This is a genomic window from Fictibacillus barbaricus (assembly GCF_014635025.1).
GTDB classification, from domain to species: Bacteria; Bacillota; Bacilli; order Bacillales; family Fictibacillaceae; genus Fictibacillus; species Fictibacillus barbaricus.
On the sequence record NZ_BMCE01000001.1, the window covers coordinates 1,728,787 to 1,747,602 of the forward strand.

23 protein-coding genes are annotated in these 18,816 nt (G+C 39.9%); all 23 read left to right on the forward strand.

Annotated elements, in window-relative coordinates; translation table 11 throughout:
* Window positions 1-97: 97 nt before the first annotated feature.
* The 23 genes from IEV52_RS08620 to qcrB all read left to right on the forward strand — a co-directional run bounded on the left by IEV52_RS08620 (window position 98) and on the right by qcrB (window position 18,776).
* Window positions 98-370, forward strand: coding sequence for an HU family DNA-binding protein (locus tag IEV52_RS08620; RefSeq protein WP_188402037.1), 273 nt, complete (start codon window positions 98-100; stop codon window positions 368-370).
* A 401-nt stretch (window positions 371-771) separates the two neighbouring features.
* A complete protein-coding gene (gene folE / locus IEV52_RS08625; RefSeq protein ID WP_188402038.1) occupies window positions 772-1,338 on the forward strand; it encodes a GTP cyclohydrolase I FolE in 567 nt (188 codons plus the stop codon).
* A gap of 12 nt (window positions 1,339-1,350) precedes the next feature.
* Window positions 1,351-1,569: a trp RNA-binding attenuation protein MtrB gene (gene mtrB / locus IEV52_RS08630; RefSeq protein ID WP_188402039.1), complete on the forward strand. Its 219-nt coding sequence runs from the start codon at window positions 1,351-1,353 to the stop codon at window positions 1,567-1,569.
* 150 nt (window positions 1,570-1,719) lie between these two features.
* Entirely contained in the window at window positions 1,720-2,427 is a 708-nt protein-coding gene (locus IEV52_RS08635) for a heptaprenyl diphosphate synthase component 1 (protein WP_188402040.1), read from the forward strand.
* A gap of 4 nt (window positions 2,428-2,431) precedes the next feature.
* A complete protein-coding gene (locus IEV52_RS08640; protein ID WP_188402041.1) occupies window positions 2,432-3,136 on the forward strand; it encodes a demethylmenaquinone methyltransferase in 705 nt (234 codons plus the stop codon).
* A gap of 16 nt (window positions 3,137-3,152) precedes the next feature.
* Window positions 3,153-4,016 (forward strand): UbiA-like polyprenyltransferase, encoded by an 864-nt coding sequence (locus IEV52_RS08645; protein ID WP_188402042.1) that lies wholly within the window; start codon window positions 3,153-3,155, stop codon window positions 4,014-4,016.
* Window positions 4,013-4,603 carry a UbiX family flavin prenyltransferase gene (locus tag IEV52_RS08650; RefSeq protein ID WP_188402043.1) on the forward strand — a complete coding sequence of 197 codons (591 nt, stop codon included), beginning with the start codon at window positions 4,013-4,015 and terminating at the stop codon, window positions 4,601-4,603. The genes IEV52_RS08645 and IEV52_RS08650 overlap by 4 nt, the downstream gene beginning before the upstream one ends.
* Before the next feature lie 6 nt (window positions 4,604-4,609).
* On the forward strand, window positions 4,610-5,437 hold the full coding sequence (locus IEV52_RS08655; protein WP_188402044.1) for a menaquinone biosynthetic enzyme MqnA/MqnD family protein: 828 nt from the start codon (window positions 4,610-4,612) through the stop codon (window positions 5,435-5,437).
* 21 nt (window positions 5,438-5,458) lie between these two features.
* Window positions 5,459-6,424, forward strand: a complete 966-nt coding sequence (hepT, locus tag IEV52_RS08660) for a heptaprenyl diphosphate synthase component II (RefSeq protein WP_188402045.1) — start codon at window positions 5,459-5,461, stop codon at window positions 6,422-6,424.
* Window positions 6,425-6,508: 84 nt separating this feature from the next.
* On the forward strand, window positions 6,509-6,952 hold the full coding sequence (gene ndk, locus IEV52_RS08665; protein WP_188402046.1) for a nucleoside-diphosphate kinase: 444 nt from the start codon (window positions 6,509-6,511) through the stop codon (window positions 6,950-6,952).
* 132 nt (window positions 6,953-7,084) lie between these two features.
* Window positions 7,085-7,858, forward strand: a complete 774-nt coding sequence (locus IEV52_RS08670) for a CheR family methyltransferase (RefSeq protein ID WP_188402047.1) — start codon at window positions 7,085-7,087, stop codon at window positions 7,856-7,858.
* Between the two features lie 364 nt (window positions 7,859-8,222).
* Complete coding sequence (gene trpD, locus IEV52_RS08675) at window positions 8,223-9,251, forward strand: anthranilate phosphoribosyltransferase (protein WP_188402048.1); 1,029 nt, start codon at window positions 8,223-8,225, stop codon at window positions 9,249-9,251.
* The gene (trpC, locus tag IEV52_RS08680; RefSeq protein WP_188402049.1) at window positions 9,241-10,017 is read left to right on the forward strand and encodes an indole-3-glycerol phosphate synthase TrpC; all 777 of its coding nucleotides are present in this window, start codon (window positions 9,241-9,243) and stop codon (window positions 10,015-10,017) included. Before trpD ends, trpC begins: the two co-directional genes overlap by 11 nt.
* The gene (locus IEV52_RS08685; protein ID WP_188402050.1) at window positions 10,001-10,633 is read left to right on the forward strand and encodes a phosphoribosylanthranilate isomerase; all 633 of its coding nucleotides are present in this window, start codon (window positions 10,001-10,003) and stop codon (window positions 10,631-10,633) included. The genes trpC and IEV52_RS08685 overlap by 17 nt, the downstream gene beginning before the upstream one ends.
* Window positions 10,630-11,832, forward strand: a complete 1,203-nt coding sequence (trpB, locus tag IEV52_RS08690) for a tryptophan synthase subunit beta (RefSeq protein ID WP_188402051.1) — start codon at window positions 10,630-10,632, stop codon at window positions 11,830-11,832. The genes IEV52_RS08685 and trpB overlap by 4 nt, the downstream gene beginning before the upstream one ends.
* 1 nt (window position 11,833) lies before the next feature.
* On the forward strand, window positions 11,834-12,640 hold the full coding sequence (gene trpA / locus IEV52_RS08695) for a tryptophan synthase subunit alpha (protein WP_188402052.1): 807 nt from the start codon (window positions 11,834-11,836) through the stop codon (window positions 12,638-12,640).
* Between the two features lie 14 nt (window positions 12,641-12,654).
* Window positions 12,655-13,761 (forward strand): histidinol-phosphate transaminase, encoded by a 1,107-nt coding sequence (gene hisC, locus IEV52_RS08700; protein ID WP_188402053.1) that lies wholly within the window; start codon window positions 12,655-12,657, stop codon window positions 13,759-13,761.
* Between the two features lie 241 nt (window positions 13,762-14,002).
* Entirely contained in the window at window positions 14,003-14,875 is an 873-nt protein-coding gene (locus IEV52_RS08705; protein ID WP_188402054.1) for a hypothetical protein, read from the forward strand.
* A 37-nt stretch (window positions 14,876-14,912) separates the two neighbouring features.
* Window positions 14,913-16,166 carry a tetratricopeptide repeat protein gene (locus tag IEV52_RS08710; protein ID WP_188402055.1) on the forward strand — a complete coding sequence of 418 codons (1,254 nt, stop codon included), beginning with the start codon at window positions 14,913-14,915 and terminating at the stop codon, window positions 16,164-16,166.
* Window positions 16,167-16,255: 89 nt separating this feature from the next.
* Window positions 16,256-16,807 carry a ReoY family proteolytic degradation factor gene (locus tag IEV52_RS08715; RefSeq protein ID WP_188402056.1) on the forward strand — a complete coding sequence of 184 codons (552 nt, stop codon included), beginning with the start codon at window positions 16,256-16,258 and terminating at the stop codon, window positions 16,805-16,807.
* Between the two features lie 206 nt (window positions 16,808-17,013).
* Window positions 17,014-17,478, forward strand: coding sequence for a YpiF family protein (locus IEV52_RS08720; RefSeq protein WP_188402057.1), 465 nt, complete (start codon window positions 17,014-17,016; stop codon window positions 17,476-17,478).
* A 119-nt stretch (window positions 17,479-17,597) separates the two neighbouring features.
* Complete coding sequence (locus IEV52_RS08725; RefSeq protein WP_188402058.1) at window positions 17,598-18,101, forward strand: Rieske (2Fe-2S) protein; 504 nt, start codon at window positions 17,598-17,600, stop codon at window positions 18,099-18,101.
* Between the two features lie 3 nt (window positions 18,102-18,104).
* Window positions 18,105-18,776 carry a menaquinol-cytochrome c reductase cytochrome b subunit gene (qcrB, locus tag IEV52_RS08730; RefSeq protein ID WP_066241815.1) on the forward strand — a complete coding sequence of 224 codons (672 nt, stop codon included), beginning with the start codon at window positions 18,105-18,107 and terminating at the stop codon, window positions 18,774-18,776.
* The last annotated feature ends 40 nt before the right edge of the window (window positions 18,777-18,816 follow it).

An 18,816-nucleotide genomic window follows, 5' to 3' on the forward strand; every position in this document is an offset into this window, starting at 1 on the left:
TTAGTAAAATCCTGTATATTACATACATAAATAATACTTAGGAAAGTATTTCAATACCGATATAAGTGAGGGAATTCCTTGAGAGGAGGTGAATGGAATGAACAAGACTGATCTAATCAATACAGTATCTGAGCAAGCTCAGCTTTCTAAGAAGGATGCATCTAAAGCAGTTGACGCTGTTTTCGAAGCAATCACTGGTACTCTACAAAGCGGTGATAAGGTACAACTTATCGGATTCGGTAACTTTGAAGTTCGTGAGCGTGCTGCTCGTAAGGGACGCAACCCACAAACTGGTCAAGAAATCGAAATTTCTGCTAGCAAAGTTCCTGCTTTCAAACCAGGGAAAGCCCTTAAGGACGCTGTTAAATAATTGATACATAGGGCATTTGAAAGGAACCGTGAAACAAATTTCACGGTTCTTTTTTGTTTATTGAAAACGGAGAATCTCTTGCAGGCAACCGATTAATTAGCGGAAATTTTGATATATATTGCAATCATGTAACTTATCAACAAAAAAACAATAAATTCTGCGAAAAATAACTTTTTTCGGCATGATCTCCGGGCATATCGGCATTTCGCCAAATCCCCTTACCTGCTTTCTTCAGAAAACGTTACAGGTGTTCTCCTGGTCTCATCACTTTCTTTCGACCTCGCATGACTCAATAAACCAAATCTTTTTCTCCTTGGTGTAAGGGTTTTCTCCTTTTGCTATTCTTTCTGCATTATGCTAAAATTTTTCTATTGTGTTATTGGAATTGGAGGACAAAAAGCGTGGCAGAAGTTCAAAAAGAAAAAATTGAAATAGCAGTAAAAATGATTCTAGAAGCTATCGGTGAAGACCCTGAACGTGAGGGGTTAATAGATACACCAAAACGTGTGGCAAAAATGTATGAAGAAGTGTTTCAAGGATTAAACCAAGATCCGAAAGAGCATTTTGCTACTATCTTTGGGGAAGACCATGAAGAATTAGTGCTAGTAAAAGATATACCGTTTTATTCAATGTGTGAGCATCATCTTGTACCTTTCTTTGGCAAAGCGCATATTGGATATATACCAAAAGGCGGAAAAGTTACTGGTTTAAGTAAACTTGCACGAGCTGTAGAAGCCGTTACGAAGAGACCGCAGCTCCAAGAGAGAATTACCTCTACGATCGCAAACAGCTTGCTTGAGACTTTAGAGCCTCATGGAGTAATTGTTGTTATTGAAGCGGAACATATGTGTATGACCATGCGCGGTGTGAAGAAACCTGGTTCTATGACCGTTACTTCAGCTGTTCGAGGTGTTTTTGAAAAAGATCCGGCTGCTCGTGCGGAAGTCTTAAGTTTAATTCGAAACTAAGGAGGGTAACCAATGAAATCCGATTTTGATTTTTTCGTGATTAAAGCAAAAGAAAATGGTGTCAATGTAATTGGGTTAACCCGTGGAACGGAAACTAGGTTTCATCATTCTGAAAAGCTGGATAAAGGTGAAGTAATGATCGCTCAATTCACAGAACATACTTCAGCTGTAAAAGTAAGAGGGAAAGCGGTCATCTATACGAAGCATGGGGAAGTAGATACAGAATCGTAAGTGATTTAACGGGTGTTAGGATGCCGATTAAATACGCTAGGCCATAAGCCTAGTTTTCTTTATGTCTTTTAGAGAGGTTGAATCCTAACATTATTGGCGACTATGTTATAATAATAAAGCGCAAAATGGCTGTATCATTGGAGGGATATGATGAACACCATGGAACAAATTCAACGTTTAAAACAGCATACACTTTTATTGATGCAGCACAGTTATGTGGAAAGATACATCCAACCTCCCGTCTTTAGTGAAGCAAAAGTGTTTATCACGTACTGTCTGCTCCGTGAACTTGAACTCGATGAGGCAATAGAAGCGGAATATTTTAGCTCTATTCTTTTAATACAGTCTGCGCTGGATCGTCACGATGATATTTTAAACGAGAAAATAACAGCCGACAAAAAGAAGAGACAGCTTGTTGTTCTATCTGGTGATTATTTCAGCAGTCTCTACTATCTCTTGTTATCCCGCTGCGAAAACTTAGATTTAATCTCCCGGTTATCAAGTGCAGTACAAAGGATAAATGAATATAAAGCACAGCTGCATATGCAAGATCAATCTATGAGTTACAGTGTGGAAAACATGAAGGCAACTCAGCAGATCGAATGTTTATTACTTACAAAGGCAGCTGAATCATTAGGCTTGCATACATATATTCCTTTTATTGAACGTTACCTTCTAATATCTCGTTACCAAAGCATAGAGGAACGAAAAAAATTGAGTGAAGAACAATTAGAGTTTTTGGTTGCGTGTGAGAATGACTTGAAAAATAAAGAAGTTGAAATTCCGCTGCTGTTTCATAGGGAAGGTTACAGCATTGAAAATTGGATTGAAAATGACCTAATGTTAGGAGAGGGGTAATCCGATGTTGAGCAAAGAAGAACGGGTTCACTCTGTATTTGAAAAAATCTCTGATCAGTATGACTATATGAACGATCTGATCTCGTTTAAACAGCATAACAAATGGCGCAACGATACGATGAAACGAATGAAAGTGAAACCGGGAGATCATTGTTTGGATGTTTGCTGCGGAACAGGTGAATGGACATTTGCTCTTGCAGAGGCCACTGGTGCAAAAGGAAAAGTAATCGGCTTGGACTTTAGTCAAAACATGCTTAATGTCGGCCGTGAAAAGTTGAAAAAACGTAATTTTCCGCAAGTATCTTTTATCCATGGGAATGCGATGGACCTTCCTTTTGAGGACGATTCGTTTGATTTTGTAACAATTGGTTTTGGCTTAAGAAACGTCCCGGATTACCTCCAGACGCTAAAAGAGATGGCGAGAGTCGTAAAGCCGGGTGGACGTGTAGTGTGTCTTGAAACATCACATCCAACAGTACCTGTGTTTAAACAGCTCTTTAAATTTTATTTTACGTATATCATGCCTGTATTCGGTAAGTTATTTGCAAAAAGCTATCAAGAGTATGCATGGCTTCAAGAATCAACAGAAGCCTTTTTAACGAAAGAGGAACTTAGGGATCTGTTTAAAGAAGCAGGTTTATCTAATTTGGAAGTCAAATCGTATGCTTTAGGTGCTGCTGCTATGCATACAGGGAAAAAACAGCAATAGAAGAGAGCGTTGCAGTGTGTGGAAAAAGTTTAAAATAATACTAGAGATGATTAAGTTTGAGCATACCATTTTTGCTCTGCCGTTTGCTTTTCTAGGAGCAATAATGGGAAATCTTGTTGAAGAAGGCAATCTGCCATCATTGGTCGAATGGATTTGGATCACGCTGGCGATGGTAGGTGCCAGAAGTTCTGCGATGGCTCTAAATCGTGCGATAGATTCAGAGATTGATGGAGCGAATCCAAGAACAAAAACTAGAGCGATTCCGGCTAAGCTGTTGAAACGAGGAGAAGTTTATCTGTTTATTGCTGCTTCACTTGCTCTTTTGTTTGTGAGTGCATATCAGCTAAACCCTCTGTCTGTGAAGCTGCTTCCGCTTGCCGTGTTTTTTCTCGTTATCTATTCGTATACGAAGCGGTTCACTTATTTGTGTCATATCGTCCTTGGTATTACGATTGCCATCGCGCCTCTTGGCGGATGGGTAGGTGCAACGGGAACATTGAGTTCAGAAGCATTTCTGTTATTCTTCGGTGTCCTGTTCTGGACAGCAGGATTTGACGTGATCTATGCAACACAAGATGCTGAATATGATAAGACTCACGGCCTGTATTCCATTCCATCTGCGTTTGGTATTGCAAATGGCCTGATGACAGCTAGATGGCTGCATGTTGCTAGTTTCATAGCTTTTATTTCTTTAGGTGTTGTTTCTGGGATGGGCTGGATCTATTACCTTGGTGTATTCATCTCTGGTGCGATCATGGTCTATGAGCATTCACTCGTGAAGCCACATGACTTGTCCAAACTGGATGTAGCTTTCTTTACGATGAACGGCATCTTGAGTGTAGTCATGTTTATCTTTTCAATAGGGGACCTTTTATTATGAAGACTTTTACAATAGGAATTACTGGTGCAAGCGGGGCGGTTTATGGTGTACGCCTTGTACAAGAAATCTTAAGAAGCGGTCATAAAATACACCTAGTCGTAACAGAAGCAGGGTGGCAAGTGTTTAAAGAAGAATTGTTATGGGATACAGAAGACCGTGAAAGATGTATTGAAGAAAATTTTGCCTCATTTGGCAAAGACCGTTTTTATTATCACACATTACGTGACTTCAACGCACCTATTGCAAGCGGATCTTACCAGAATGATGGAATGGTCATAATACCTTGTTCGATGGGAACACTCTCGGGTATAGCACATGGTGCATCAGGTAATCTATTAGAACGTACGGCTGATGTTATGCTGAAAGAGAGCCGCAAGTTAATTTTAGTGCCTAGAGAAACACCGCTTCATAAAATTCATCTGGAAAATATGTTGAAAGTGACAGAGGCTGGAGGTAAGATCGTACCGGCTATGCCTGGATTTTATCATCTGCCTAAGTCGATGGACGACCTTGTAAACTTTTTAATAGGGAAAGTTCTGGATAACTTAGGCGTACATCACGAATTGTTTACACGCTGGGGAGACTGATAGATTATGAACATCGGGGAGATCAGCTATACGAACATAATACCCCTTTATTATTACTTAGATAGAGAACGGTTGATGGATCAAGGTGTAACGATCACACATGCTGTACCATCAAAGATAAATTCATTAATGGAGAAGCAGTTAGTAGATATCGGAGGCATCTCTTCTTTTTCTTATGGAAAGAATGCCGAAAATTACAGTTTGGTTCCGGATCTATCTGTGTCTTCGTTCGGAAGAGTTAATTCGATCTTTTTATTTTCTAAATACAAGATCGATGAATTAGGCGGAAAACGAATCGCCTTAACTTCTAGCTCGGAAACATCGGTTGCGCTTCTGAAAATTATATTAGATCGTTTTTTTAGGGTTGAGTCTTCCTTTCAAGTGGAAACTCCTAATTTCGAAAAAATGCTTGGTAATTATGATGCATGTCTATTAATCGGTGATGATGCGATCGCAGCTTTCAGAAAAAGAGGCACATACCATGTATATGACTTAGGGGAGATCTGGTATCAGCAGACCGGCCTTCCTATGATATTTGCGGTAATGGCTTATCGGAATGAGATGGAAACACAGAAGGGAAGCCTCCTTTCATACGTCGGAAAAAGTATGATTGAGAGTAAAGAGCGTTGTCAAAGAGAAAATTTTGTTCCGGTTATTGAACGTGTGTTAACTCAGCATGGCGGCACTTTTGAGTTTTGGGAATCTTATTTTAACGGATTAAATTATCAATTTAGTGGCGAACATGAAAAAGGATTAAATCTTTATTTTCAGCTAGCTGTAGAGTGCGGATTGTTAAAGACAATGCCCTCTATCTTAAAGTTTTCGTATAAGTAACGGGCGATAGGGTGAAACAAAATGAAGTTAAAGGACTTATACTCATTTTTAAAAAAAGATTTGCAGCAAATCGAAGATCAGCTTGTTCAATCCGTTCGTTCTGATCAGACATTGATTCATACGGCCGGCGTTGAACTTTTGAAAGCTGGGGGAAAGAGGATCCGCCCTGTATTTGTATTGCTTTCTGCTCAGTTTGGGACGTATAACATCCAGCAGATAAAAAAACCTGCAGCTGCCTTGGAGCTGATTCATATGGCGTCTCTCGTACATGATGATGTCGTGGATGATGCTGATATGAGACGTGGAAGAGTAACAGTAAAAGCAAAATATGACAATAAGATCGCCATGTATACGGGAGACTTTATTTTCGCATCTGCATTGAAATTAATGACTGAGATAGATATTCCGGGTGCACATCAAATTCTTGCACAAGGCATCAAAGAGATGTGTCTTGGTGAGATCGAGCAGATTAATGAACAGTATGATACGGATCAAAATATTAGAAAATATTTCAAGCGTATCAAAAGGAAAACAGCGTTGTTGATCGCATTAAGCTGCCAGCTGGGAGCCATTACATCAAAAGCCGATGTTTCTCTGCAAAAGAAGTTGTATGAATTTGGATTCTGTGTCGGAATGGCTTTTCAGATTACTGATGATATTCTGGACTTCACAGCTTCCGAAAAGCAGCTCGGAAAACCTGCAGGAAGTGATTTAAAGCAAGGAAACTTAACGTTGCCGGCGCTTTATACCATTTATCGGCATCCTTTGATGAAGGAAAAGTTAAAGTTGTACTACGAATCCAAAGATGCTGCATTGCTCGCTGAATTATTAAAAGATATTAAGCGCCTTGGCGGAATTGAATATGCAACGGACATATCTGATAAATATTTAAAACGTGCTAAACAGGCTGCTGCTTCCTTGCCTGAAACGGAGGCTAGGGATAGTCTGTTAAAAGTAGCAGATTTTATCGCTGGTCGAAAATTTTGAGTGATTGCTAATTTTTAAAATTTTTGGTACGATTTCTCTGGGGAACTTGTCCCACATATACATAGATGATAGGAGAGGGAATGCATGGAAAAAACGTTTTTAATGGTCAAACCAGATGGTGTTCAACGTGCGTTAATCGGAGAAATCGTATCCCGTTTTGAAAAGAAGGGTTTTCAGCTTGTTGGTGCGAAACTAATGAACATTTCTGAAGATCTTGCGAAAGAACATTACGGTGAGCACAAAGAACGTCCGTTCTTCGGTGAACTTGTAGATTTCATTACTTCTGGCCCTGTATTTGCAATGGTCTGGGAAGGAAAAGACGTAATTCTTACAGCTCGTAACATGATGGGGAAAACAAACCCAGCTGAAGCTGCTCCTGGTTCAATCCGCGGAGATTATGCTGTACAAGTAAGCAACAACATTATTCATGGTTCAGATTCAGCTGAGAGTGCAGTACGTGAAATCGGTCTATTCTTTAAAGAAGAAGAGCTCGTTTCTTATGATAAAGCAGTTGCAGTTTGGATTTAATTTCAAAACAAAATGAAAGCGTTTTAGCCGGCCTTGTGCCGGTTTTTTTTCATGCAATAATCCCGAATCTATCCGATATATATAGAAGATTACATAAAATTCTTTTTGGTGTTGAATAGGAGAGAAACACACATGGATCACGATTATGATAGTTTTAAAAAGAATATTTACGATAAGACAGGAATCGACCTGTCATTATATAAGGAAGCTCAGATGAAAAGGAGACTTGTTGCGCTTAGGGATAAGCGCTCATTCTCTTCATTTATGGATTACTACCGTTATCTTTCACGAGATAAAGAACTTCTAAATGAATTTTTAGATCGAATGACGATTAATGTTTCAGAGTTTTATCGAAATCCCGCTAGGTGGGCAGTCCTAGAAGAGAAAATCCTTCCTCTTCTATTAGACGATAGGCAGTCACTTAAGACGTGGAGTGCGGCTTGCTCTACAGGTGAAGAACCGTATACGATATCCATGCTGCTCTCTGAATACAAAGGTTTATCCCGGTTTTCAATATTAGCGACAGATCTAGACGAACAAGTGTTAGACCGTGCAAAAAAAGGGTTTTATTTTGAAAAAGCTGTTCAAGATGTACCGAAAGATAAGAGGGTTCGTTATTTTACAAAAGAGGAGCTGGGATTGAAACTATCAGAATCTATTAAGAAGAATGTTACATTTAAAAAGCAGAATTTGCTTTCCGATAGATTCGGGACAGACTTTGATCTGATTATCTGCCGGAACGTGATGATTTATTTTACAGAAGAAGCAAAAATGGTTCTTTATCAAAAGTTTAGCGATGCTCTTCGTAAAGGCGGGATATTGTTTGTCGGGAGTACAGAACAGATTTTTAATCCAGCGTTATATGGTTTAGAGTCTGTTGAACCGTTTTTTTACCAAAAGAAATAATTTTTTGTTTAATCTCTCTTCAGATGTATCTGTTGACAGATTAAGGTGAATGGTTTATTGTAACTGATAAGTTTAGAGATTTAGTTTAGGTATGAAGTTTAGAGCTTAGTTGAGACAAGTTGAGAGAGTTTGAGTGGAGCAGAGCCGAGAATGGATATGTACATATGCCATGCGGGTTATTTCTGCATGGCTTTTTTGTATTCCACATAAAAATAAAGTACATGTTCCAATGAAATCGACCTCTTTAATTCCCCCTCATTCTCCGTATTAACGGAGGTGCAGATATGATTAGACCCTTTCCGATTCCTCCTTGAACGTTTTTGTTTTCTCCAACGATAAACAAAACGTTAAAAGGAGTGTTCATATGATTTCAACTATCATTCAAAAAATAATGAAACACGAGACATTAAAAGAAAACGAGGCTTCCTTTTTTATGGAGAACCTCGCGAGTGGAGAAGTTTCAGACGCACAAGCGAGCTCTGTTTTAAGCATCATGAGCTTTCGAGGCGAAACCGTAGAAGAGATTGTAGGATTTGTAAAAGCCATACGGAAACTATCTCGCATAACAGAGCCTTCACTTCATCACGATCTGATGGATACTTGCGGTACAGGCGGCGATGGTGCATCTACTTTTAATATCTCCACAGCAGTAAGCATCATTTTATCCTCACTAGGTATTAAAGTGGCTAAACATGGAAACAAAGCGGTTACTTCTAAAAGTGGCAGCTCAGATGTATTAGAAGCATTAGGCATACATGCGGCAAGTAATCATTATGAAGCGAATACTCAATTGTCAAAATACGATATCGCGTTTTTACATGCACCTTATTTTCATCCAGCATTAAAAAAAGTTGCTTCCTTAAGACAGCAGCTTCCTTTTCGAACCATCTTTAATTCTATTGGCCCCTTACTGAACCCTATGTCACCAGCTTATCAGTTGATTGGCGCAAGCAATGAGATAGTCGCTGGGAAGCTGGCAGAGGTGATCAGGGTGCTGGGGATAAAAAGAGCTTTGATCGTAACAGGCAAGGAAGGGTTGGACGAATGTTCAATTACTGGGGAGACGAGCATGTTTTTAGTTGAGAACAACGCTGTTTCAGCCTTTACTTATACCCCAGAAGAAGCTGGGTTAAGACGAGGGTCATTGCATGACCTAAAAGTTAAGAACAAGCAAGAAAGCGCTAAACTAATTATTTCCATTTTAAATGGAGAAGGAAATGAATCTGCAAAAAACATCGTTATCTTAAATGCGGCTGCAGCCCTTTTTGCCTCTAATCGTGTACAGAGTATCCGAGACGGTGTTGAGATCGTTAACCAATGCTTACAATCACAGACCGCTTATTATCATTTGCTAGAAATCACAAAAATGGAGGCGAATGTTCATGTTAACTAAAATTCTCCAACATAAAGAAAAAGAGATTGCGGTACTGCCTCCATTCTCAAAAGGAGAGCTTAAATTTAGAGATAAAGATCACAGGCCGTTTTCCTCAAAGCTTGTTCAATCACAGAACAGACCCGCATTGATCGCTGAAGTGAAAAGAGCTTCTCCTTCAAAAGGTGTGATAAAGGAGAATTTTAATCCGATAGACATTGCTCTGACGTATGAAAAAGCGGGGGCTGCCTGCTTGTCCGTTTTAACGGATACTGAGTTCTTTCAAGGAAGCCTTCAATATTTAAGAGACATACGAAACCATGTTTCCCTTCCTCTGTTAAGAAAAGATTTTATTATTGACGAAAAGCAGATCATTGAGAGTGTAGAAAACGGAGCTGACGCTATTTTACTCATTGCAGCTTGCTTGACGAGCGATAAGTTGAGGGATCTGTATGATTTTGCTGCCGAATGCGGATTAGAGTGTTTAGTAGAAGTTCATTCCAAAGAGGAGATCAAACAAGTTTATGATGTTTGTAATCCTTCGATGATCGGAATCAACAACCGTGATCTAAAAACGTTTGAAACTGATATTCAACATACATTTTCCATGCTTCCATCTATTAAGAAAGACACACTTGTTATCAGTGAGAGCGGGATTAAAACTGCGTCAGATGTAAAAAGCCTTTTGGATCATCAGGTAAACGGAATGCTGATCGGTGAGACATTGATGAAGGCTGACTCTATAGAAAAAAAAATTAAAGAGCTTTATTATGACATTTCAAATTAAATATTGCGGTTGTCAGTCAGAAGAGGATTACAGACTGTTAATCAAAACACATGCTAACATGATCGGATTTATATTTGCTGAGAGCAGAAGAAAAGTAAACCCTTTTGACGTGAAAGTATGGGTTAAAAAATATGGAAGGCCTAAACAGCTCGTTGGCGTTTTTCAAAATGCAGCAAATCAAGAGATCATTAATACGATTAACGAAGTTCCGCTCGATATGATTCAGTGCCATGGAGCTGAAACAGTAGAATCGATAGCAGAGTTAAAGAAACAAACAAAAAAGAAAGTCTACAAAGCGCTGCCATATAGTGACCAAATTCTTGAGGATATCCGTTTATACGGAAGTGCTACAGATGCGATCATTGTGGACAGTGTCTCAAAAGGGCAGTTCGGCGGCACGGGTGTACCTTTTTCTTGGAGAAACGTTCCAGCCATCATGAAGGAAGCGGAGCAACAAGGCATTTCGTGTTTTATAGCTGGGGGAATTACTCCAGACAATGTTTCTTTGCTGCTTAAGTTTAAGCCCCATGGAATCGATCTTAGTGGTGGAATTGAGAAAAACGGAAAAAAATGCAAAAAACGGATAGATAAGTTAGAAAGGATGATGTACCCATGAAGACAGCAACAGTACCTGATCAAAGAGGAAGATATGGTGTGTTCGGCGGAAAATATGTACCGGAAACGATCATGTTTGCACTCGAAGAGCTTGAGACAGCCTTTGATGAGGCCGTTCGTGATAAAGAATTTAATGAACGATTTCAAAAAGAACTTGCCATCTATTCTGGACGGCCTACTCCGCTGACAAAAGCAGATCGGTTAAGTGAGTCAAACGGCGGGGCTGCCATCTATTTAAAGAGGGAAGACCTAAATCATACAGGGGCACACAAGATTAATAATGCTATCGGCCAAGCACTTCTTGCTGTCAGAATGGGAAAGAAAAAGATTATTGCTGAAACAGGTGCAGGTCAGCATGGTGTTGCAGCAGCGACTGTAGCTGCTAAATATGGGTTGTCCTGTAAAGTGTATATGGGAAAAGAGGATATAAGAAGACAAGCGTTGAATGTGTTTCGAATGAAGCTTCTGGGAGCAGAAGTGATCGAAGTAACAAGCGGGAGCCAGACGCTAAAGGATGCTACAAACGAAGCGATCAGAGAGTGGGTAGCTTCAGTAGAAGATACATTCTACTTGATCGGTTCCGCAGTCGGTCCATATCCTTATCCTAAAATGGTTAAACAGTTTCAGCAGGTGATCGGATATGAGACCAAGAACCAGTTCGAGTCTGTGCATGGCGGAAAACTTCCTGATGCTGTTGTAGCCTGTGTGGGCGGAGGTAGTAACGCGATTGGGATGTTTGCATCTTTTATTGACAAGGAAGTGCCATTGTACGGGATAGAAGCAGCCGGCCTTGGCGTTGATACAGATCGGCATGCAGCTACTCTATCAAAAGGGTCAAACGGTGTGATACATGGCTCATTGACCAAGCTGCTTCAGACAAGTGAAGGGCAGATAACAGAGCCTTATTCTATCTCTGCAGGACTTGATTACCCGGGCATAGGACCGGAGCATGCCTATCTTCATGAAACAGGAAGGGTTACTTATGAAGCTGTAACCGACCAAGAAGCATTAGAAGCTCTGAAACTATTATGTATGAATGAAGGTATACTATGTGCACTTGAGAGTGCTCATGCGATGGCTTATGCCATAAAGCTCGCTAGATCTATGAAAAAAGATCAGACAGTGGTAGTTTGTCTTTCGGGCCGTGGAGACAAAGATGTACACACCCTTATGGACCAATTTGAGGAGGAGGGCGAATAACATGAACAACAGATGGGAAATTTTTCAGAGTTCGTCCGACTATCGTTTTGTGCCTTATATCATGGCAGGAGATCCTTGTATCGAGGCAACGATTGAATTGTCTTTAGCGCTGCAAGAGAGTGGGGCAGCTGCAATAGAACTCGGCGTGCCCTATTCAGATCCCCTTGCCGATGGACCAGTTATCCAACGGGCAGGGATGCGCGGACTAGTTCAGAATATGAATCTTGAGAAAACAGTTAGGCTTGTTAGTGAACTTCGGGCAAGAGGATTAGAGATTCCTGTTATTATCTTTACTTATTATAATCTTTTGTTACAATTAGGAGAAAATCGCTTCCTGTCGTTAGCTAAAGAGAACGGGGTTGACGGGGTTCTTGTACCAGATCTCCCGTATGAAGAAAGCGGTTATCTAAAAGAAATGTGTTCAGACCATCAGCTTGCTTTAATATCTCTCGTATCACCAACCACAAGGGAAAAGAAGCTAGTTAAACTCTCAAAAGAAGCAGAAGGTTTCTTGTATTGTATCTCCTCACTAGGCGTTACAGGGATTCGAAGCGAGTTTAGGAAGGAATTGAACGATTTCTTGAAGGCCGCCAAAGCAAACAGCAGCGTTCCAGTCTTAGTAGGATTCGGACTGTCACAAAGAGAACAGATTCAACAGTTTGAAGGAATAAGTGATGGGTTCATTGTAGGCAGTGCGATCGTTAAAAAGATCGAAGAACTAGAAGAACAGCTGCTTTCGAACAGGAATGAAGCGATAACAACGTTTAAACAATTTATTGAATCATTGCTGCCAGTCTATAGTCGTTAAAAAGGAGTGGGAAAATGCAGCCGAAACAGCAGTTATTATCTTTAAGACCTTACAAACCAGGTAAACCGGTAGAAGAAGTTAAACGAGAATTAGGTTTGGAGAAGATTGTAAAGCTTGCTTCAAATGAGAACCCATACGGATGTTCTGATCTTGCCAAAGATAAAATCACCGAAGAACTCTCTAATCTTCATGTATATCCAGATGGATATTCAGCAGAGCTTAGAGAGAAGCTAGCAGACTATCTTGGGGTCGATCAAGATCAGCTTATATTCGGCAATGGATCTGATGAAGTGGTACAAATCCTATGCAGAGCTTATTTATCTCCTGAAACAAACACAGTAATGCCAGCTCCTACTTTTCCTCAATATAGACATAACGCCATTATTGATGGAGCAGAGGTAAGGGAAGTTCAATTGATCAACGGCAACCATGATCTAGAAGCGATGTTAGCGGCCATCGACAATCAAACAAGAATTGTCTGGCTCTGTAATCCAAACAACCCTACTGGCAGCTATATCCCTGAAGCTGACTTTGTAAGCTTTATGAAGAGGGTTCCCTCAAACGTTATTGTTGTGAGTGATGAAGCATACTTTGAATATGTTTCAGCTGCTGATTATCCAAACACGGTAACTTATTTAAATGATTTTCCGAATCTGGTGATCTTAAGGACCTTCTCTAAAGCACATGGACTTGCAGCCCTCCGTATCGGTTACGGAATTGCGAACAGCACGGTCATACAGTCTATAGAGCCGGCAAGAGAACCTTTTAATACTTCACGCATCGCACAGGCTGCTGCTATCGGTGCACTTGACGACGCAGAATTTATCAAGACGTGTAAAGAAAAGAATAGAGAAGGGTTAAAACTTTTCTACTCTTTCTGTGAAGATAAAGGTCTGCTGTATTATCCTTCTGAAGCAAACTTTATTCTCCTTGATGTGCAATCAGATGCCGACGAAGCCTTTGATTTTCTGCTAAGAAAAGGATATATTGTGCGTTCAGGTAACGCACTCGGATTCCCATCAATGATCCGAATCACAGTAGGTGAAGAAGCTCAGAATAAAGAGATCATCAGTCACTTAGAAACATATATAGAAACAGTTAAAGAAAAAGTAAGCAAATAAGAAGCAGCCCGGGTTCTTTCGTTAAAAGACTCGGGCTATTTTCATAATTTTCAAAAAAGTGTTGCATTTTAAAAAAGCTGTCTTTATAATGAGGGTAATATGGTTTCTCTCCACTCCTATCCATATTATTCTTTCCTGACAACGCTTACATGTCAGGACTTTTTTTGTTTATAAGACTTTTCTTTCATAAAAATAGCATTTCTATCATAGCTTGTCTTAAAGAGAAAAAAGGAGGCGAGCTATGCGATATATTATTGAGCGCCCGTTGCAATCGCTCGGTACGAATACTGTTCTTTCTTATCTAGTAGACTCTCAAAAGATCTCCTATGTGTCACAGGGCCCTCTCAGGATGAATGTCATGAAGATGTCCATGCATGGATTTAAGATGGTTCCAGGCCACATCAGTCCTCTATTTTCATTAAATAAACAGCCGATTGAGATTGTAAAGCAGCGTTTATCTGAGAAACTTCGTAAAGGTACGACTACACTTTTAACTTCTGCTGAGATTAATTATCTCCACGATGCAGAAACAGAACTAAAAAGAACACGCCATCTGCTCATTTCAAGTTCAATTGATTATTGTATCGGCCTAAGCATGTCTCCAGAAAGAATCACACCACAGATGATAAGTTTTTGCAGAAAGAAAAAGATTCCTTTTATTGAGTTGATCTGTAAGGATTTTAGTCAGTTAACACACGTGATCTGGGAAAGGATCAGAGAAGCTAATTTTATTTACGGAACAGTTATTTTTCCAACTTTCCCTTCGCATATAGATAGTAAAATGAAAAAACTATGGCAAAAAAAATGGAATGAACTTTCTGCAAAGTATCAGATTCCGACATTGTTCAATGAACTGTATGAAGATGAAACGGTCCCATTGCCCAGCCTGAAGACACTAGGCCTCTACCCTGATAAAGGTGGTTTATTTACCGGCAGCGATGCAGATTATTGTCTTCTTTCCACTGATGGTGTGACTGAAAACATAAAGAATGTAATCGTGAGAGGAACAATCGTCTATTCAGAGAACCTTCCGGAAAAACATCAAGGTCATGGCAAAGAAATTGTCGTCGTTAAGCCCCGTCGTTTTGGAGAATCTCTTATATCTCGTGTATAATAAGCACAAGAATACAAGGGATAAGGGAGTTTTACCATTGAATGATATCCAAGATGCGATTAGGCTTGTAGAACGCGGCGACGTAGAAAAAGGAATGTCTTTATTAGATCAGCTAAAGCAAAAAGCAACAGACCCTGAAAAGTTTGAGATAGCAGAAATTTACTTGAATTGGGGACATGCATCAGAAGCAATGACTCTTTTTAACGAATTACTGATGAAATATCCTGGTGACGGGGAACTGCTTGTTTCTATTGCAGAGTGCTGTCTGGATGAAGGGATGGATGAGAAAGCAATCGAGTATTTAGAACAGGTAAAAGAGCAGGATGATGAATATTTGAGGGCACTTATTCTGCAAGCAGATCTGTACGAGAATCTTGGATTAACTGAAGTGGCTGAACGGAAACTAACTGCAGCACACCGAAAAGACGAGAACCATCCTGTTCTCGCCTATGCGCTGGGCGATTTCTATTTGAGACAAGGTAAGTTTGATTCGAGTTTACCGTTATTAAAGATAGCATTAGATCAAAATGCAGAAATTGAAGACTTAACGCTTAGATATGCAGAAGCTTTAAGCAGAGCTGGAAAATTTGAAGAATCACTGCCTTTTTACAGAAAAGGACTGGATCACCATAAGGATCTATACAGCCTGTTCGGCCATGGTGTAACAGCCTTTAAAGCAGGTGAATTTAAAGAAGCGATCGCAAGTTTAGAAGAGTTAAAAGATATGGATCCAGACTATACCACTTTATACAGTGTTCTCTCTGAATCATATGAAGAAGAAGGGGCTTTAGCTGAAGCTTATGAGGTCATCACAGAAGGCTTAAAAAGAGATGAACACAACGAAAATATATATTTGCAGGCAGCGAGACTAGCATATAAACTCCATAACCCAGATCAGGGTGAAGAATGGGTGAAACAAGCTCTAGAACTTAATCCGAGCCGAATAGAGCCGCTCCTACGTTTAGGTGATCAATATATTGCAGAAGATAGATTTGAAGATCTGTTAAGTTTATACAAACCACTCGCTGATACGAAAGAGGAGATTCCACTCATGTATTGGCATCTTGCAACAGCTAATAAAGAAACTGAAAACTATGAGGAAGCAGCCGGGTGGTATGCTAAAGCAGCAGAACTTTTTTCAGAAGACCCTGTGTTCTTAGAAGAATATGCTTATTTCCTTTTAGAGGAAGGCGAGTCGGTAAAAGCGAAGAACATCTTGTTGAACCTGCTAAAACATAATCCTGAGCGAGTGGACATAGAGGATGTTTTAAACCGAATGGAAGAATTTTAAAACTTTCTGAAGCTAAGAAGGATTTTACAACCAGTGGGAGAATATAATTATTATACAAAAGACGTGTTTTGAATGATGGGGGGATTGCAATGAGCAGCACCGTTTCGGTCCTTGAAAAGAAGGATTTTATCAAATGGTTCCTTAATCATTATCAGTTAAAGAAGCGCGAATGTGTTTGGTTATTAAATTATTTAGTCAGTGATGATCAGTTGATGGAAAAAGTACATTTTGTTGAGAAAGCTGAATATTGCCCAAAAGCCATTATCATGTCAACTCAATGCACAGATGGTGTTCCGTTTCGTTTTTATAAGCAGAATGTTTTAACAACAGATGCTGAAAAATCGTTCCATGACATCAGGTTGAACCAAGAAGAAGAGATCTACCTGGAGCTTAATTTCAATGCGTCACGGCTGACTCCAGAATATGCCTCGGTCTTAGAAGAGAATCCTCACTTGCCGCAAAATATGTCAATGGATAAAAAATACGGCATATGGGCAGAAATGGTTTTAGAAAAATCGATCGAAACGTACCGTAAGAACGATATCATGGCTAAAATTGATGAAGCCTTAGATCAAAAAGATTTTGATAGTTTCACGAAATGGACGAACGAACTTAAGAATCTTGAGAAACAGCCATCATAAACGTAGAGGTGACTTCATTCTAGGAGTCATCTTTTTTTGTGCTCTTTTAAGATTCTAGTCATTCCGGGAATTTAATATTCATACCCGTCCTCGTCTCTAAACAAGAGGCGACAGTCTCCTAGACCAGCTTTTCAAAAGCTACGCGATAATCCTGCCAGAATTATGGTACGATAAAAACAGTACATACTAAGTAAGGAGACTTTATCATGAAATGGAAAACAAAAGATGCAGACGTATTCTTAAAGTCTGGAGAATATGTTGACTCTCTATTAATCCCCTTAACTCCTGTAAGTTTCACACAAGATTTCAAGTCGAGTGTAACGATGGCAGAATACACCGAGCTGCTCTGCGGGGAAATGGAGCGTCAGCTTCATGGCAGACTGTTTTTAGCTCCTAATTTTACTTATGTAAAGGACGAACCGGCTATTGAACGGCTAGCAAGTTTCATAGAACATGTTACAATTTCCGGACACTTTAAGCATGTCTTTTTGATGACCAGTGACGTATATTGGAAAGAATTCGAACAGCGTCTTTCAGGCAAGCTTTTTTGGGTTCCGGCACTGCCGCTTGATAGCTTGGATGAAAACTATAAACTTGAAGTTGTAAAAGAGCAGGTAAAACCTATATTTCAGCTCATATTCAACGATTGGCAGAGAAGTATAAATTCGTAATATTTACCACATGTCATATTGACATTAAAAGACAACATAAGCTATCATGTTTATGTCCTAGTAATATGTGTGTAAAAGTCCGGATGGACCGTCATTTACAGCATAAGGGGGGGAAAACAATGTCAAAGGAAGATATTTCAAGACGTCAGTTCTTAAACTACACATTAACTGGCGTTGGCGGTTTTATGGCTGCCGGCATGCTTATGCCAATGGTCCGTTTCGCCCTTGATCCGATTTTAAAAGAGGGTACAGATCAAGAAATGGTAGCGGTTACGAGCGTTGAAGAGCTAGCGAACGAACCAAAGCGTTTCGATTTTAAAATCAAACAAAAAGATGGCTGGTACGAGTCTGATGTTACTCAATCTGCTTGGGTTTATAAAGCGAAGAATGGTGATGTTATCGCACTTTCTCCAATCTGTAAACATCTAGGTTGTACGGTAGACTGGAATACAGATCCATCGCACCCTAATCAGTTTTTCTGTCCATGCCACTTAGGCCGTTATACCAAGGATGGAACAAACGTTAAGGGTACTGCACCTCTTGCACCGCTTGATGTATATGACAGCCAGGTGAAAGATGGAAAGCTTTATTTAGGAAAGGCAAAACCAAGAAAGGGGGCGTAATGAATGCTACAAAAGATTTATGACTGGGTAGATGAGCGCCTGGATATTACGCCACTTTGGAGAGACGTTGCAGACCATGAGGTACCTGAACACGTAAACCCCGCACATCATTTTTCTGCATTTGTTTACTGTTTCGGTGGACTAACCTTTTTCATCACGGTTATCCAAATTCTATCAGGTATGTTCTTAACGATGTATTATGTGCCTGATATCGTGAATGCTTGGGAATCCGTTTATTACCTGCAAAATGAAGTGGCATTTGGAGTTATCGTACGCGGAATGCACCATTGGGGTGCGAGCCTTGTTATCGTAATGATGTTTTTACATACATTGCGCGTATTTTTCCAGGGAGCTTATAAAAAGCCAAGAGAGTTAAACTGGGTAGTTGGAGTACTTATTTTCTTTGTTATGTTAGGTTTAGGTTTCACAGGTTATCTATTGCCTTGGGATATGAAAGCGCTATTTGCGACAAAAGTAGGGATTGAGATCGCTATGACAATTCCTGTAGTTGGACCGATCGCGAAAACGTTCCTTGCCGGCGGAGAGATTATCGGAGCACAGACGCTTACGCGATTCTTTGCGATTCACGTATTCTTCCTTCCTGCAGCATTGTTAGGCTTAATGGGTGCCCACTTCTTAATGATCCGTAAACAAGGTATTTCCGGACCGTTGTAAAAACAAACATAAGATGAAAAGTTTCATGAGAGCAAAGGAG

What these genes read in the sequence shown, in the direction of transcription:
- IEV52_RS08620 (WP_188402037.1), top strand. Translation starts at nt 98, where the DNA reads ATGAACAAGACTGATCTAATCAATACAGTATCTGAGCAAGCTCAGCTT.
- mtrB (WP_188402039.1), top strand. Translation starts at nt 1,351, where the DNA reads ATGAAATCCGATTTTGATTTTTTCGTGATTAAAGCAAAAGAAAATGGT.
- IEV52_RS08635 (WP_188402040.1), top strand. Translation starts at nt 1,720, where the DNA reads ATGAACACCATGGAACAAATTCAACGTTTAAAACAGCATACACTTTTA.
- IEV52_RS08640 (WP_188402041.1), top strand. Translation starts at nt 2,432, where the DNA reads ATGTTGAGCAAAGAAGAACGGGTTCACTCTGTATTTGAAAAAATCTCT.
- IEV52_RS08650 (WP_188402043.1), top strand. Translation starts at nt 4,013, where the DNA reads ATGAAGACTTTTACAATAGGAATTACTGGTGCAAGCGGGGCGGTTTAT.
- IEV52_RS08655 (WP_188402044.1), top strand. Translation starts at nt 4,610, where the DNA reads ATGAACATCGGGGAGATCAGCTATACGAACATAATACCCCTTTATTAT.
- hepT (WP_188402045.1), top strand. Translation starts at nt 5,459, where the DNA reads ATGAAGTTAAAGGACTTATACTCATTTTTAAAAAAAGATTTGCAGCAA.
- ndk (WP_188402046.1), top strand. Translation starts at nt 6,509, where the DNA reads ATGGAAAAAACGTTTTTAATGGTCAAACCAGATGGTGTTCAACGTGCG.
- IEV52_RS08670 (WP_188402047.1), top strand. Translation starts at nt 7,085, where the DNA reads ATGGATCACGATTATGATAGTTTTAAAAAGAATATTTACGATAAGACA.
- trpD (WP_188402048.1), top strand. Translation starts at nt 8,223, where the DNA reads ATGATTTCAACTATCATTCAAAAAATAATGAAACACGAGACATTAAAA.
- trpC (WP_188402049.1), top strand. Translation starts at nt 9,241, where the DNA reads ATGTTAACTAAAATTCTCCAACATAAAGAAAAAGAGATTGCGGTACTG.
- IEV52_RS08685 (WP_188402050.1), top strand. Translation starts at nt 10,001, where the DNA reads ATGACATTTCAAATTAAATATTGCGGTTGTCAGTCAGAAGAGGATTAC.
- trpB (WP_188402051.1), top strand. Translation starts at nt 10,630, where the DNA reads ATGAAGACAGCAACAGTACCTGATCAAAGAGGAAGATATGGTGTGTTC.
- trpA (WP_188402052.1), top strand. Translation starts at nt 11,834, where the DNA reads ATGAACAACAGATGGGAAATTTTTCAGAGTTCGTCCGACTATCGTTTT.
- hisC (WP_188402053.1), top strand. Translation starts at nt 12,655, where the DNA reads ATGCAGCCGAAACAGCAGTTATTATCTTTAAGACCTTACAAACCAGGT.
- IEV52_RS08705 (WP_188402054.1), top strand. Translation starts at nt 14,003, where the DNA reads ATGCGATATATTATTGAGCGCCCGTTGCAATCGCTCGGTACGAATACT.
- IEV52_RS08715 (WP_188402056.1), top strand. Translation starts at nt 16,256, where the DNA reads ATGAGCAGCACCGTTTCGGTCCTTGAAAAGAAGGATTTTATCAAATGG.
- IEV52_RS08720 (WP_188402057.1), top strand. Translation starts at nt 17,014, where the DNA reads ATGAAATGGAAAACAAAAGATGCAGACGTATTCTTAAAGTCTGGAGAA.
- IEV52_RS08725 (WP_188402058.1), top strand. Translation starts at nt 17,598, where the DNA reads ATGTCAAAGGAAGATATTTCAAGACGTCAGTTCTTAAACTACACATTA.
- qcrB (WP_066241815.1), top strand. Translation starts at nt 18,105, where the DNA reads ATGCTACAAAAGATTTATGACTGGGTAGATGAGCGCCTGGATATTACG.